The 14268-nt window shown below is 70.3% G+C and carries 13 protein-coding genes; 12 read left to right on the top strand and 1 reads right to left on the bottom strand.

What is annotated here, in order from left to right; genetic code table 11:
* Positions 1-185: 185 nt before the first annotated feature.
* A complete protein-coding gene (locus KGQ19_RS42110; RefSeq protein ID WP_212020066.1) occupies positions 186-629 on the top strand; it encodes a DUF6234 family protein in 444 nt (147 codons plus the stop codon).
* Between the two features lie 38 nt (positions 630-667).
* Here KGQ19_RS42110 and KGQ19_RS42105 read toward each other — a convergent pair whose 3' ends face one another.
* Positions 668-1180 (bottom strand): hypothetical protein, encoded by a 513-nt coding sequence (locus KGQ19_RS42105; protein WP_212020064.1) that lies wholly within the window; start codon positions 1178-1180, stop codon positions 668-670.
* A 190-nt stretch (positions 1181-1370) separates the two neighbouring features.
* Between KGQ19_RS42105 and KGQ19_RS42100 the strand changes: the two genes are divergently transcribed.
* The 11 genes from KGQ19_RS42100 to KGQ19_RS42050 all read left to right on the top strand — a co-directional run bounded on the left by KGQ19_RS42100 (position 1371) and on the right by KGQ19_RS42050 (position 13691).
* Complete coding sequence (locus KGQ19_RS42100; protein ID WP_212020062.1) at positions 1371-1649, top strand: hypothetical protein; 279 nt, start codon at positions 1371-1373, stop codon at positions 1647-1649.
* A gap of 2 nt (positions 1650-1651) precedes the next feature.
* Positions 1652-2695, top strand: a complete 1044-nt coding sequence (locus KGQ19_RS42095; RefSeq protein WP_212020060.1) for a polyprenyl synthetase family protein — start codon at positions 1652-1654, stop codon at positions 2693-2695.
* Positions 2696-2821: 126 nt separating this feature from the next.
* Positions 2822-4003, top strand: a complete 1182-nt coding sequence (locus tag KGQ19_RS42090) for an oxygenase MpaB family protein (protein WP_212020058.1) — start codon at positions 2822-2824, stop codon at positions 4001-4003.
* A 542-nt stretch (positions 4004-4545) separates the two neighbouring features.
* Positions 4546-7677 carry a sensor histidine kinase gene (locus KGQ19_RS42085; protein ID WP_212020056.1) on the top strand — a complete coding sequence of 1044 codons (3132 nt, stop codon included), beginning with the start codon at positions 4546-4548 and terminating at the stop codon, positions 7675-7677.
* Entirely contained in the window at positions 7678-8115 is a 438-nt protein-coding gene (locus KGQ19_RS42080; RefSeq protein WP_212020054.1) for a roadblock/LC7 domain-containing protein, read from the top strand.
* Positions 8112-8696: a GTP-binding protein gene (locus KGQ19_RS42075; RefSeq protein ID WP_307856677.1), complete on the top strand. Its 585-nt coding sequence runs from the start codon at positions 8112-8114 to the stop codon at positions 8694-8696. Before KGQ19_RS42080 ends, KGQ19_RS42075 begins: the two co-directional genes overlap by 4 nt.
* Positions 8697-8847: 151 nt before the next feature.
* Positions 8848-10053 carry an ABC transporter substrate-binding protein gene (locus KGQ19_RS42070; RefSeq protein WP_212020052.1) on the top strand — a complete coding sequence of 402 codons (1206 nt, stop codon included), beginning with the start codon at positions 8848-8850 and terminating at the stop codon, positions 10051-10053.
* 140 nt (positions 10054-10193) lie between these two features.
* Positions 10194-11090, top strand: coding sequence for a branched-chain amino acid ABC transporter permease (locus tag KGQ19_RS42065; protein ID WP_212020050.1), 897 nt, complete (start codon positions 10194-10196; stop codon positions 11088-11090).
* Positions 11087-12064 carry a branched-chain amino acid ABC transporter permease gene (locus KGQ19_RS42060; protein ID WP_212020048.1) on the top strand — a complete coding sequence of 326 codons (978 nt, stop codon included), beginning with the start codon at positions 11087-11089 and terminating at the stop codon, positions 12062-12064. The genes KGQ19_RS42065 and KGQ19_RS42060 overlap by 4 nt, the downstream gene beginning before the upstream one ends.
* On the top strand, positions 12061-12918 hold the full coding sequence (locus tag KGQ19_RS42055; protein ID WP_212020038.1) for an ABC transporter ATP-binding protein: 858 nt from the start codon (positions 12061-12063) through the stop codon (positions 12916-12918). The genes KGQ19_RS42060 and KGQ19_RS42055 overlap by 4 nt, the downstream gene beginning before the upstream one ends.
* Positions 12918-13691, top strand: coding sequence for an ABC transporter ATP-binding protein (locus KGQ19_RS42050; protein ID WP_212020036.1), 774 nt, complete (start codon positions 12918-12920; stop codon positions 13689-13691). Before KGQ19_RS42055 ends, KGQ19_RS42050 begins: the two co-directional genes overlap by 1 nt.
* Positions 13692-14268 lie beyond the last annotated feature (577 nt).

The raw sequence follows: 14268 nt of genomic DNA, 5'->3' as shown, positions 1-14268 counted from the left end.
GTGAGAACAATGATCGCGACCTCGTGGACGATCTTCATACAACCGACCCTAGACGACACCCACGACACCAACGGCCAGACCGCATAGCTACCACTGACATGCCTGAACTTCGGACTCATTCATCTAGGAGCCGCGCCCGGGCATCGCCGTAGACCAGTTTCGAAGAGCTCTGTCATGCTGACGAAATGTCTTCACTGGCCTCGGGGTCGTCAGTGTCGCGACGTGTCTCCGGCACGCGGCGGTTTCTGGCGGTGATCGCTGTTGATTCGGTGTGTTTCGTCACGCTGGTGTGGGGAGCGTTCATCGACGGGATGCATCAGGGCTGGATGTCCCGAACGCCGACCAGGCCCACGCACTATCTCAGCTGGGCCCTGCTCTTGGTCGGCGCCACGCTTGTGATCCACGCCGGCTATGCGCTTCGGCGCAGTTGGTTCCCGGAAGTGGGGTCGCAGGCGATCGCGGCGGTGGTGATGACCGCTATCGGGTTCACTCTGCTGAGCTCGCCCGACGAGTCGTTCGACCAACCGCAGCCGCAGCCCGCGCGCAACACGTATACGAACAGCGGGACGTTCTGTGATAGCGGCGGGAGCTGCTACGTCAATGGGGTTCAGGTCAGCGGGTATCCCTAAGGCGTGTCATATTCGCTCAACTTCGCTCAACGCGTAGATCAGCCCTTCACAAGCGGCCCGGCAGCGCTGATCGTGTAGTCGGTCGCGCCCTTCGACGTGACAACGTGCAGCTTCGTATAGTGCCCGGCGCTAAGGCCACTGACAGTTACCGTCGCCTTGCTGCTGATCGGGGAGCCGGCCGCGCAGTCGGGGACACAGCTGTTCTGGATCTGGACGCCGGTCGCGGTGGCCTTCGGTTTCCCCCAACCGGTCCACGTCAGCTTGTCCAGCGCCACGCCGCCGTCGCCGCACATGAGGACGTACGTCTTCGGCTTCGCCACCGCTTGCTGATCGCAGCCGTAGACGACGGCCGGGCCGGCCGGTGTGGCGGCGCTCGGGGGCGCGTGGGTCGCGGGCGCGAAGGAGGTGCCGATCGCGGCTTGGTCCGGTGGCGTGGCGGTGGCGGCCGTGGCCGAAGCGGGTCCGGTGCCGGTGGCCCCCGCGGCGCCGGTGCTGGTCGTCCCCGTGGAAGCGCACCCGGCTGCCAGCAGGGCCGTGGCGGTGCCCACCATCAATCTCTTGAATAAAGGTTGCACGAGGCCCAGCGTACCCACGGAACCGCATGTCAAGCCACATCACTCCGACGAGCGAACTACGTGCGAATCAGGGCATGGCGATGCCCGGGCCGGGGAAGGGGCCGGGCGTCGGACACGGACCGACCGATGGCGAGTCCGTGCCGCGAGGCCGGGGAGGGCAAGGGCTGTGGGCGAGCAGGATCGGGCGGGATCGGTGGCACGGGACGCCGTGCGGCTGCTGGCGGGGATCGCCGACCTCGGGCTGGAGGCCGCCGAGGAGGCGGTACGGCGGGCCCGCGGGGTGCTGGGGCGCTCGGATCTGCCGGAGATGGCCGGTGATCTGCACCGCGAGGTGAAGGCACACGGCGACGTCGTGCTCGACCGGGTCGCGCCGCCGGCCCGGGCGCACATGGAAGCGTTGGCACGGCGGGCCGAGGCGGCCCGCACGAACAAACCAGAGGCCTGAGGGTGCTCTCCCAAGCCGACCTCAAAACCCGCATAGACGCCGAACTCCGCGCCTTCGTCGCCACCGAGTCCGGCCTCCTCGAAGCCGTCGACCCGCTGTTGGCGCCAGTCGGCGCCCAGCTGCGGGCGGCGGTCGCCGACGGCAAGCGCGTCCGCGCCGCCTTCTGCTACTGGGGCTGGCGCGCGGCCGGGCAGGGGGACAGTCCGGCGATGGTGCGGGCCGCCGCCGCGATGGAGTTGGTGCACGCCGCGGCGCTGGTGCACGACGACCTGATCGATAACAGCCCGCTGCGGCGCGGCGTCCCGACCCCGCACGTCGCCCTGCGCGACGCCACCGCGAAGTCGCCCGATCCCGACGGTGCCGCCCGGTCGCTGGCCCTGCTGGTCGGCGATCTGCTGATGGCGTGGGCCGGACAGCTGTTCACCGGATGCGGGCTGCCCGCCATCTATCTGGGACGTGCGAGGCCGATGTGGTCGGTGCTGGCTCGCGAGCTGATCGCGGGGGAGTGCCTGGAGGTCCTGCGCACCGGAACCGAGGCGGATCCTCAGGAATCCCTGGCGATCGTGCGCTACAAGACCGCGAAATACACGGTCGAGCACCCGCTGCACATCGGTGGCCGGCTCGGTGGCGCCTCCGCGCGCACGCTCGGCGCCTTCACCGACTACGGCCTGCCGCTCGGCGAGGCGTTCCAGCTGCGGGACGACCTGCTGGCGGTGTTCGGCGACCCGGCTCTCACCGGCAAGTCCAACCTCGACGACCTCACCGCCGCCCGGCCCACCGCGCTGGTGGCCTTCGCCAGACAGGGTGCTGATCCGCGGGACCGCGCGGTGCTGGACGGGCTGCTGGGCCGGACCGACCTCGGCACCCGCGACCTGATCGAGGTGCGGGCGATCCTGCAGCGCAGCGGTGCGCGCGGCCGGGTCGAGCAGCTGATCGCGCAGCGTGTGCGCCGGGCGAGGGCCGCGCTGGACGGCGCGAACCTGCCGCGCAGCGCGGCCGAGGCACTGCACCGGCTCGCCGAAGCCGTGACCACTCGTTCGTCCTGACTACTCGTTCGTCCTGACTACTCGTTCGTCCTGACTACTCGTTCGTCCTGACCACCGCTCGCCGAACCCGTCACCACTCGTTCGTCCTGACCGTCGCCATCGCTATCGCTCGCCGAGGAGACCCCGATGCCCGTGACCCCCGAAGCGATGGCCGCGCTGCGCCTGCGCGGCGACGACCTCGCCGACGCCACCGTCGACGCCTTGTTCGCCACCGGCGAGGTCGGGCACTACAACACCCTGATGCGCTCCTTCGAGCGCACCGGCGAGTCGCTCCCCGACGGCCTGCCCCAGGTGGCCCACGACTACCTCGCGGCCACCGCCAGCGCACCGGACTGGGTCGACTGGGACCGGATGGAGGCGGCGCGCATGTTCTTCATCGACAACAACGTCCACATCTCCACGGCACTGTCCTTCGCCTCGATGCCGGCCTGCTACATGCTGCCGCACGTGGCAAAGCTGCTGGCCGCCACGCACGCGTTGGATTACCCCTCCAACCGAATGGCCGCCACCGGTCAGTTCACCGTCTACCTGATGCGCCCCGACGCGTTCGAGGCCGGCGGCTCGTTCGTTCCGGCCGCCCAGAAAGTCCGCCTGCTCCACGCCTCCATCCGGCACCACCTGCGCCGCGAAGGTGCCTGGGACGAGGCCGCCTGGGGTGTGCCGATCTGCCAGGAGGACATGATCGGCGGCCAGATGATGTTCTCCATCCAGGTCCTGGACGCCTTGCACCGCCTGGGTGTGCACCTCACCGAGGACGGCGCGGATGCGTATTTCTACGCATGGCGTGTCGTCGGCGCGATGCTCGGGATCGACCTCGCGGCGGCCCCGGCCGACCTCGCCGAGGCGCGTGATTTCTCAGACCTTTACATGGCGAAGTTCATGGGGCCCTCCGATGAGGGCGTTCAACTGACCAGACAGCTGGTGGAACTCTACGAGGAAGTCGTCCCGGGCACGCTGTTGGATCCGGTGGTCCCGGCCCTGATCCGCTATCTCGTCGGCGACACCGCCGCGGACTGGCTCCAGGTGCCCCGCTCGGCGGTCTTCGACCACCTGGTGCCCGCCGCGCCGTTGTTGCTCGGCCTCACCGAACACCTCAAAGAACGCTCGCCGCTGGCCGCGATGGTCATCGACCGGCTCGGCGCGCTCACCACGAGGTTCGAGCTCAGTTCACTGACCCGCGGCCGGGTGATGCACTACGCGATCCCCGACCACCTCAAGGACGAGTATGGCGTCCCCAGGCCCAAGCACGAACGATGGACGCCGCCGCCGGTCTCCGGGCTGCTGGCCGATCCGCCCACGGGCGCTTGATGTCACGAGCGCTCTACGCTACCGGCGCTTGAGGCCGCGGGCTGATGAAGCTACGCGCGCTCGGGTCCGCGGGCTGATGCCGCGCGCGCTCGGGGTTACACGTTCATGAATTCATGATCCGCGTACTTCTGGGCTTCCCAGTCGTCAGATCGCCGCGTACCACCGCCGCGATTCGTCTCGGATTCGGCGGAGTCATCCGAGGTTTCTTCGGGTATTGGCAACTCACTGTAGTCGGCGGCGGCGGACGCACCGGCCCGGGAAGGCCGGAAACGGACATCCTCAGCGGCGCTTGATAGTGAACCGCCTGTTCACCGGCGGGCAAGCGCGTTCCGTGTCCGTTCCACCACCCAGACTGTCTCCAGCCATGCCGTTTCCGCTAACATGCATTCGCTCGAACAAAGCAGTGGTCTGTTTCCTGGCCGTCGGGTCGGCCCTTTGACAGAACTTTGATTGAGTGTTGAACCACGCATGAGAAAACCTGCCGACGTAGTTCGCCGCCACCACTCCGATGCGCCGACCAGCGCGGATCGCAAAGGCCACCCGTGAGAATCACCAAGAAGCTCGGCATACTGGTCGCTGTCCCCCTGTGTGCCGTCTCCGGTTTCGGGGCGTTGGCCTTGGTCACCTCGACGTCCGGGGCGATCAGCGCCGGGCATCTGTACACCCTGATGAACTCCGCCTCGGCCGCCGCGGACCTGGTCTCCGAGTTGCAGGCCGAGCGCACTCAGGTCGCCATGATCCTCAGCTCCTCCTCCGGAGCCGACTCCACGGCGCTGAACGACCAGATCGCCAAGACCCAGGCGGCGACCGCGGCCTATGAGGACACGGTCAAGGGGATGCCGTGGCTGTCCTCGGACGGCAAGACGCTGCTGTCCCGGATCGACGGCGAACTGCGGGCCATCGACACCCTGCGCGACCTGATCCGCGGCAACTCCCCGCAGGTGCTCTCGGCGGCCGACTTCCAGTACCACATCGTCATCGCCGACCTGCTGTCCTACCACGACCTGGTGCAGAACTCCGGGGCCTCCTCCTCGGTGGCGACCATGCTGCGCGCCACCTCGGCGCTGAGCCAGGCCCGTGAGGCGCTCAGCGGTGAGGAGGCGGACGTCCTGCGGACCCTGGCGGCGCCGACCCAGACGGCGTCCGCGGCCCAGGACCTGATCGGCAGCCGCAACAGCTACTCCAGCGCCATGGAGTCCTTCGGCGCGCTGGCCCCGGCCAGCTGGCAGGACGTCCCGAACCAGGCGCTCGGCGGTCCGGGCATGGCCGGCGCCGGGCAGCTGGAGGACACCGTCGCGGACACCGCGCCGGGCACGAAGGTGCAGCTCGACCCGAAGCAGTGGACCAGCACGCTGGACGCCCGGCTGACCGCGCTGGACGGGGTCCGGCACGACATGGACCTGTCCACCCTCAGCCTGATCGCCAAGGACCGCAGGTACCAGCGCGAGCTGGCCGGGGTCGAGGCCGCGGCGGTGGCCGGCACGATGCTGCTGGCGCTGATGGTCAGCCTGCGGCTGGGCCGGCCGATCATCAAGGGTCTGCGGGGCCTGCGCGACGGCGCGCACGCCGTCGCCTTCGAGGACCTGCCGGCCGCGGTGCAGGCGCTGCGCGGCACCGGCTCGCTGACCGGCCAGACCCCCGAGGAATTCGCCGACGAGGCGGCCGGCGGGCTGCCGGTGAAGGGCGACGACGAGATCGCCGCCGTGGCCCGGGCCTTCAACGCGGTCCGGCGTGAGGCCATCCGCACCGCCGCCGAACAGGTGCTGCTGCGGGCCGGCGTGGGTGCGGCGTTCGTCGCCCTGGCCCGCCGCGGCGAGCGGCTGACCGGCGCGCTCACCCTGGAGCTGGACAAGGCCGAGCGGGACGAGCAGGACCCGGACCGGCTGGCCCGGCTGTTCGTGCTGGACCACCTGGCCGCGCGCATGACCCGCAACAACGAGAGCCTGCTGGTCCTCGGTGGCGAGGGCACGGTGCGGGTGCGCGACGAGGGCGTGCCGCTGATCGACGTGATCCGCGCCGCCTCCGGCCGCATCGAGAAGTACTCGCGGGTGGACCTGGTGAACGTGGACATGGGGGTGGTCATCGCCCCGCCGGTGGTCGACCACCTCGTGCACCTGTGCGCCGAACTGCTGGACAACGCCACCGCGTTCTCCTCCCCGGACAGCCGGGTCCTGGTCGACATGCGGGTGCTGGCCGACCGCATCATCATCCAGATCACCGACCGCGGCATCGGCATGACCCCGCGCCGGCGCTCGGAGCTCAACGCCCGGCTGACCACGCCGACCCACCTGGACGCCGCCTCGGTCAAGGCGATGGGCCTGACCGTGGCCGGGCAGCTGGCGTCCTGGTACGGCATAGCCGTGGAACTGCGGCAGAACCCGCAGGGCGGCACGATCGCCGAGCTGGTGCTGCCGCCGACGCTGTACTGGTCGCCTGGGGCGCCGGATCTGCTGGTCCCGACGACGCCGACGGCCGCGATCGACTCGCTGGTCTCGGGTATGGGTTCGCCCGGCGAGCGGAACACCTCCGGGGCGCGCAACTCCGGGGGCGGCGCGGTCACCGGCGGGCGGCGCCGCCGGTCGGTGGCACCGGAGCCGGAGCCCGACCGGTTCGGGGCGGGGACCGGCGGGTTCAACCCGCGCACCCAGACCTCGGCCTTCCCGCAGCAGCCCGCGATGGGCGCCGCGGCCGGGGCGGCCACCATGGACGCGAGCGGTCAGTGGGCGGCGCAGCAGGGAGCGAACGGCTTCGCCTCGGACCCCTACGCCTCCACCCAGGCGAGCATCGGCGAAGGCGTCAACGGCTTCCCGCCGGCCCCGATCCGGGTCAGGCCGCTGAGCCGCCCGGCCGGTCCGGCGGCCCCGGTCGACGGTGCGGCCTCCGGTCCGGGCGTCACCGACGGTCCGCTGAGCCCGTGGCTGGCCGGAGCGCTGCGCGGCCGGGCGGCGGCCGAGGCGGCCCAACAGGCGCAAGCTCAGGCCGCTCAGGCCGCCCAAGCTCAAGCGTTGCAGGCGGCCCAGGCCGCGCAGAGCGGACAGGAGCCGGCGCCGGCTTACCCGACCCGGTCGGCGTTCGAGGCCTCGGCGCAGGCGCAGCCCTCGCACCAGAAACAGCCCTCGTATCAGGCTCAGCCCTCCTACCAGGACCAGCCCTCCTACCAGGGGCACCCGTCCTTCCAAGGCGAGCACTCGTTCCAGGGCGATCCCTCGTTCCAGCCGCAGCCATCGGCTCAGCCCCCGGGCGCGGTTCCGGTGCAGCCGTCCTTCCAGACTCAGGCCTCGCAGTTCCAGACTCAGGCCTCGCAGAACCAGGCCTCGCAGTTCCAGGGCCAGTCGTCGTACCAGCCACGGCCGGCGGCCCCGGCCCAGCAAGCGTCGTTCCAGGCCCAGCCCGCTCTGCCCACCGCTCCGGCGGCCCCGGCGACACCCCCCGCGCCGGCGGCGGAGCAGCCCAAATTGAAGACCACGCACGGTCTGCCCAAGCGGGTGCCGCTGGCCCGGCTCCCCGCCGAGGCGATGGACGACGAGCCCGAGGTGGCCAGCCCGGCCGAGCGCGACCCGTCCCGGGTCTCGGCCTCGATGGTGGCCTACGCCCGCGGGATCGGCGGCCGCGGCGCGCCCGGCAGTGCCCCCCAGACCCCCTACACGCCGCCTTCAAGTACAGGGACCTTCTAAATGTCGCTCATGCCCAGCAGCCCCCCGGACAATCTGGACTGGCTCCTCAACGACTTCGCACTCCGGGTCCCCGGCGTCGTGCACGCCCTGGCGGTCTCGGCCGACGGGCTGGTGGTGGCGGCCAGCAGCGACCTGACCGACGAGCAGGCCGAGAACCTGGCCGCGGTGGCCTCCGGGCTGGTCGGCCTGCTGGCCGGCGCGGCCCGGCTGCTGCACGCCTCGCCCGTGCAGAGCAACCTGACCGAACTGCTCGGCGGCTTCCTGTTCTCGATGGCGGTCAGCGACGGGGCCTCGCTGCTGGTCTTCGCCCGGCGCGAGTGCGACATCGGCCAGGTCTCCTACACCATGGCCGAGCTGATCAACCAGGTCGGCGCGGCGCTGACGCCGATGGCCCGGTCCCGGATGCTGGCCCGCGAGGCCGCCGGACGGTTCCGGTGAGGGCCGACCAGGCCACCGCGGCCAAGATCGTGGTGGCCGGCGGGTTCGGCGTCGGCAAGACCACTCTGGTCGGCTCGGTGTCCGAGATCCAGCCGCTGACCACCGAGGCGGAGATGACCTCGGCCGGGGCCGGCATCGACGACGTCCGGAACATCCCGGGCAAGACCGCGACCACCGTGGCGATGGACTTCGGCCGCATCACCCTGGCCCAGGACCTGATCCTGTATCTGTTCGGCGCGCCGGGCCAGGAGCGGTTCTGGTTCTTCTGGGACGAGCTGTCCCGCGGCGCGATCGGCGCCGTGGTGATGGCCGACGTCCGGCGGCTGGACGACGCCTTCGCGGCCATCGACTTCTTCGAGCACCGCGGGATCCCGCACGTCGTGGCGATCAACCAGTTCGACGGCGCCCCGATGCACGGCCACGAGGAGATCCGCGACGCGCTCTCGGTCCGGGACGACGTCCCGCTGCTGATGTGCGACGCCCGCCGGCGCGAGTCCAGCAAACGGGTGCTGGTCACGTTGGTCGAGCACGCCGTGACCCAGCTGCGGATGAACCCGGACGCGGCCTTCGCCCGCCCCTGAACCGCCCCACGAACCCCACAGACGCCCCACGAAATGCCCCACGAACGCCCCATGCACGGCCCGCAAGACCGAAGTTCGGGCCCGTCGGCCACACAGCGCCGGCGAGCCTGTTCCGCGTGACCACTGATATCAACCGCTTAAGGAGACAGTCTTGTTCTCGTCCCGAGTATCGGTGCGCCTGCGCGCTGCCGTGGCCGTCGGCGCGGTGACCGCGCTCGCGGCGGCCGGTTGCAGCAGCAGCACCTCGAGTAAGAGCTCTGCCAAGGGCAACGCGCCGATCAACATCGGCCTGATCACCGCGCTCACCGGCAGCAACCAGGCCCTGGGCCCGGACCACCTCAACGGGTTCCAGCTCTACCTGGACACCCACAACGACATGCTCGGCGGCCACAAGGTCTCCCTGAAGGTGGGAGATGAGGCCAACGGCGGCGCGGCCGCGGTGCCGGTGGCCAAGAAGATGATCGAGCAGGACCACGTGCTGGCCATCGCCGGCATCGTGGCCACCCCGACCATCCAGGCCGTGGTGCCGATCGCCACCGCCGCGGGCGTGCCGGTGGTCAACACCGGCGGCCGCCCGACGGTCAAGGACGTCTCGCACCTGTGGACCATGAGCTTCATGTCCACCGACCCGGGCGCCTCGATGGGCCCGTACATGGCGCAGAACGTCCCCGGCTCGGTCTACGCGTTCGGCCCGGACTACCAGGGCGGCTACGACCAGCTCCGCGGCTTCACCGACGCCTACACCAAGGCCGGCGGCAAGCTGGCCAACGACGGGGGCAAGGCGACCTTCACGCCGTTCCCGAACACCACGGACTTCACGCCGTTCCTGTCCAAGGTCAAGGCCTCCGGCGCGAAGGCGATCTACTGCTTCTACACCGGGCAGAACGCGATCGACTTCGTCAAGGACTGGTCCCAGTCCGACGCCAAGGACATCCCGCTGTACGCGGCCGGCTTCATCACCGAGGGCGGCGCGCTCAAGGCCGAGGGCCAGGCGGCCAACGGCATCATCACCACGATGAACTACTCCCCGGACATCTCCAGCGCCGCCAACCGCCAGTTCGTCTCGGCCTGGTCGCAGAAGTACAACGGCGAGGCCCCGCCGGCCACCGCGATGTACAGCTGGGACGCGGCCTCGGTGCTGGACCAGGCGATCGCCAAGGCCGGGCCGAACCCGACGCCGGACGCGGTGAACTCGGCGATCAAGGCGATGGGCCAGATCGACAGCCCGCGCGGGACCTGGCAGCTGTCGGCCGACACCCACGTGCCGGTGCAGAAGTGGTACCTGCGCAAGGTCGAGATGGACGGCACGGCACTGGCCAACGTGAAGATCGGCGACCTGGCTACCATCGGCAGCTGACGGTGTCGCGGGGATCGGACCCGCGATACCGGAGCGACCACCTGCACCACCAGTTCAACCAGCACAACCGGTGCAACCAGTTCAATCAGTACAACCTGTTCAACCTGTTCAACCTGTAAGAGCACTGCGGAAGGGGTCCCATGGGTGCGATCAACACGCACTTCGTGCCCGCGCTGGACGGGGTGGCCTACGGGCTGCTGCTGTTCGTCGCGGCCGCCGGCCTGACTTTGTTGTTCGGGATCGGCGGCGTGCTGAACATCGCCCACGGGACCCTGTTCGCCCTCGGCGGCTACCTGGCCGCCTCGGTGTCCGACGGCTCCTGGTCGTCGGCTTTCCTGGGACTGGCCGTGGCCACGGTCGGCGGCACGCTCTGCGGCGGGCTCCTGGCCGCCGGGACGCTGCCGCTGGCCGACCGCGGCCATCTCCCACAAGCGTTGCTGACGTTCGGTTTGTCCCTGGTCGGGGCGGACGTCCTGACCACCGTCTACGGCACCGACGAACACCCGGTGGTGATCCCGAAGTCGGTGAACGGCACGGTGCAGATCTTCGGGCACGTCTACCCGACCTACCGCCTGATGTTCATCGTGGTGGCCTCGGTGCTGGCCCTGGTCGGGACCTACGTCCTGGGCCGGACCCGGGCCGGGGCGCTGCTGCGGGCCGCGGCCGACGACCGGGAGATGGTCGGCGCCATGGGCTACGCGCCGTGGCGGGTGCACGCGGCGCTGTGCGGCGCGGCCGGCGCGCTGGCCGGTCTGGCCGGCGGCCTCGGCGCGCCGATCATCGGCCCCGGACCGGACACCGCCGACAAGGTCCTGATGCTGTCGATGGTCGTCATCGTGCTCGGCCGCCCCGGCTCGGTGCTCGGCGCGTTCGGCGCGGCGATCGCGGTCGGCGAGATCGAGACGCTGGGCGTGTCGATCTCCTCCAACTGGGCCCCGTACCTGTTGTTCGGCCTGATGGCCGTGGCACTGGTGGTCCGGACCTTCCGGGGTTCGTCGGCCGTCGGAGCCGGCGCGGCGGCGGGGGCGCACGCATGAGGATCCCGGCGGTTCTGCTTTCCCGGCCGGTGCGGATCGGCGTGCCCGGCGCGGCGCTGGCCGTGTTCCTGCTGATCGCGCCGTCGAGCTTCGACGGATACGGGATCAGCCTGATGTCGAAGGCACTGGCGCTCGGCGTGCTCGCCGTCAGCGTCAGCATCCTGGCCGGCTACTCGGGCCTGCCCACGATGGGCCAGGCGGCGCCGTTCCTGGTCGGCGCGTACACCGCCGGGGTGATGAGCACGCACGGGCACACCGTCGGCGTGCTGCAACTGCTGTGCGGGACGCTCGTGGCCGCCGTGTTCGCCGCGGCCACCGGACTGGTCGCGATCCGCACCCGCGGCGTGGCGTTCCTGATGACCACCCTGGCGCTCGGCGAGCTCACCGTCACCGCGGCCGGGGAGTGGCGCTCGCTGACCGGCGGCACGGACGGCATGTACGGGATCACGGCGATCCAGCCGCTTCCCGGGATGGCCGCGCTGAGCTCCGACCGGTCGATCTACTGGTTCGTGCTCACCGCGACCGTCGTCGTCATCGCCGTGGTCTGGTGGGTGCTGCGCTCCCCGGTCGGCAAGCTGCTGCTGGCCTGCCGCGACCACGAGGCCCGCATGCGATCCGCCGGGCATCCGGTGACGCGGTATCAGTGGCTTGCTTATGTCGCGGCCGGAGCACTGGCCGGGTTCGGCGGGGTGCTGATGTGCACCGTCAACGCCTACGTGTCGCCGGACGACGGCAGCTTCTCCAACTCGGCGCTGGTGCTGCTGGCCGTGGTGCTCGGCGGCGCGATCTCGCCGTTGGGCGCGCTGCTCGGCGCGGGGCTTATCGTGGCTACCCAGGACTGGCTGTCCGGACCGTTCCCCGGCCACGGGCCGCTGCTGCTCGGTTTGATGTTCATCGTCGCCGTCTACGCGCTGCCCGACGGCGTGGCCGGGATCCGGTTCCGGGTGCCGAAACGACGGGGAGGCCCGGCATGACGGACGTGAGTTCGGTGTCTGCGAACGTGAGCCCGGGATCGGCGGACGCGAGCTCGGTATCCGCAAATATGAGCTCGGTATCCGCGAACATGATCGAAGTCAGTGGCCTGACGAAGGCGTTCAGCGGCGGCACGCTCGCGGTCGGCGGCCTGGACCTGACCTTCGAGGCCGGGCGCCGGCACGCGGTGATCGGCCCCAACGGCGCCGGCAAGACGACGCTGCTCAACCTCATCGCCGGGGAGCTGCGCCCGACCGCCGGCCGGATCCGCTACAACGGCCGCGACGTCACCCGCACCAGCCGCGTCAAGCGTTCCCGGCTGGGCATCGCGCGCACCTTCCAGCAGCCGACTGTGTGGAGCACGCTGTCGGTGGCGGACAACATCGCGCTGGCCGCGTGGCCGCATTCGAAGGTGCGCGGGAAGTGGCGGCGGGGCCGCTATCGGACGTTGTCCGAGTACTGCGAACGCTACTTGGAGACCGCGGGCATCACCGCGCTCGCCGACCGTCCGGCCGGCGCACTGGCCCACGGCGAACGCCGGATGCTGGACATCGGGATGGCGCTGGCGGCCGAGCCGCGGGTGCTGCTACTCGACGAGCCGGCCGCCGGCCTCACCGATCAGGGCGTCGAGCGGCTGCTGACGGCGATGCGGGCACTGCCGCAAGAGGTGACGGTGATCGTGGTCGAGCACGACTTCGCGTTCGTCTCCGCGGTCGCCGACACGGTGACCGTGCTCCAGGACGGGAAGCTGCTGGCGACCGGGACGCCGACCGAGATCGCCGCCGACGCCGCGGTGCGGACCGCCTACCTCGGTGAGTCCGGGGTCGTGCCCGACGCCGTCGAGGAGGTTGTCTGATGCTGAACCTCAGCAGCCTGACCTCCGGCTACGACGGCGGCACCGTCCTGCACGGCCTGGACCTGGAGATCCCCGACGGCTCCGTCCACGCCGTGGTCGGCCACAACGGCGCCGGCAAGACCACGCTGATCCACACCGTCGCAGGCCTGGTCCCGACCTCGTCCGGCCGGGTATCGGTGGCCGGATCCGACGTCACCCGGCTACCCGCGCACCGCCGCGCCCGCGCCGGCGTCGGCCTGGTACCACAAGGCCGCCGCGTGTTCCCGGGGCTGACGGTCCAGGAGCACCTGACCCTCGCAGCCGGCGGCCGCCGCCGCCGAGCCGGTGCACAGTGGACCCCGGACAGCGTCAAGGAACTGCTGCCCCGCCTAGCCGAACGCGCCGGCCACCGCGGCCGCCAGCTGTCCGGCGGCGAGCAGCAGATGCTGGCGATCGCCCGAGCGCTCCTCGGCCAGCCCCGACTACTCCTGCTCGACGAACCGACCGAGGGCCTGGCGCCCCTGATCGTGCAGGACATCGCCGACCTCATCAAGACCCTGCCGGAGCGCGGCCTGACGATCCTGGTGGCCGCGCCCCGCCCGGCGTTCGCCGTGGAAGTCGCCGAACGAGTGACGATCCTGGTCGCTGGCCGGGTAGCCGAGGAGTTCAGCGCGAAGGAGCTGCGGGACCAGCCGGAACTCGCGGCCGAGGCGATGGGGCACGCTACTGCGGAGGGTGAGCTGGTCGCTTCGGCGGTGTCATCGAACAACTCACCCGCTCTTGATGCGGGCTGAGTTCGATTCGGGCTGAGTCTGATACGGGCTGAGCTCGATACGGGCTGAGGCCGGACCGCTATTTGGAAAACTGGTGCCGGAGCTCTAAGCCTGGCCGCACCGGTGCCTTGCTATGCGCTGCGCTTACGGCAAGCCCGTCATCCGCAGCGCTGCGGGCTTGGGTTGTTCGGGGTTCGGGTCTTTTGGGGGGCGCTGGAGTCTGCGGGCCGGGTCGCGGTTAGTCTGTGGATTTCAAAGCTTTTTACGGCCTTCGGTCATAGTTGTGCCGGTTCGGGGTTCGGGTCGGCGGGTCTGTGTGTCGGCTGCCGGTTTCCGCGTTCACAACCCCGCCCCACCTCAGGCCTCTTCAACTCCAGCAAGTCAGTGCAAGGACAAAGGGCCAGATCAAAAGCAAGACCAAGGGCACAGGCAAGATCAACAGCAAGATCAAGGTCAAACCCATGGTGAAGAGCCGGGCCTCCGGCGGGCCTCGGCAACCTCAGGGAAACTAGCGCGGTTCCCTAGGGTGGCCGGGTGAGTCTCAGCGGCTGCGGTTTGTGGGGTGGTGCGGTCCGTTCCCCTCGGTCGCGTCGTCAGC

The sequence above is a fragment of the Catenulispora pinistramenti genome, assembly GCF_018274385.1.
Lineage (GTDB): Bacteria > Actinomycetota > Actinomycetes > Streptomycetales > Catenulisporaceae > Catenulispora > Catenulispora pinistramenti.
This window is presented reverse-complemented; position numbering and strand designations above follow the sequence as displayed.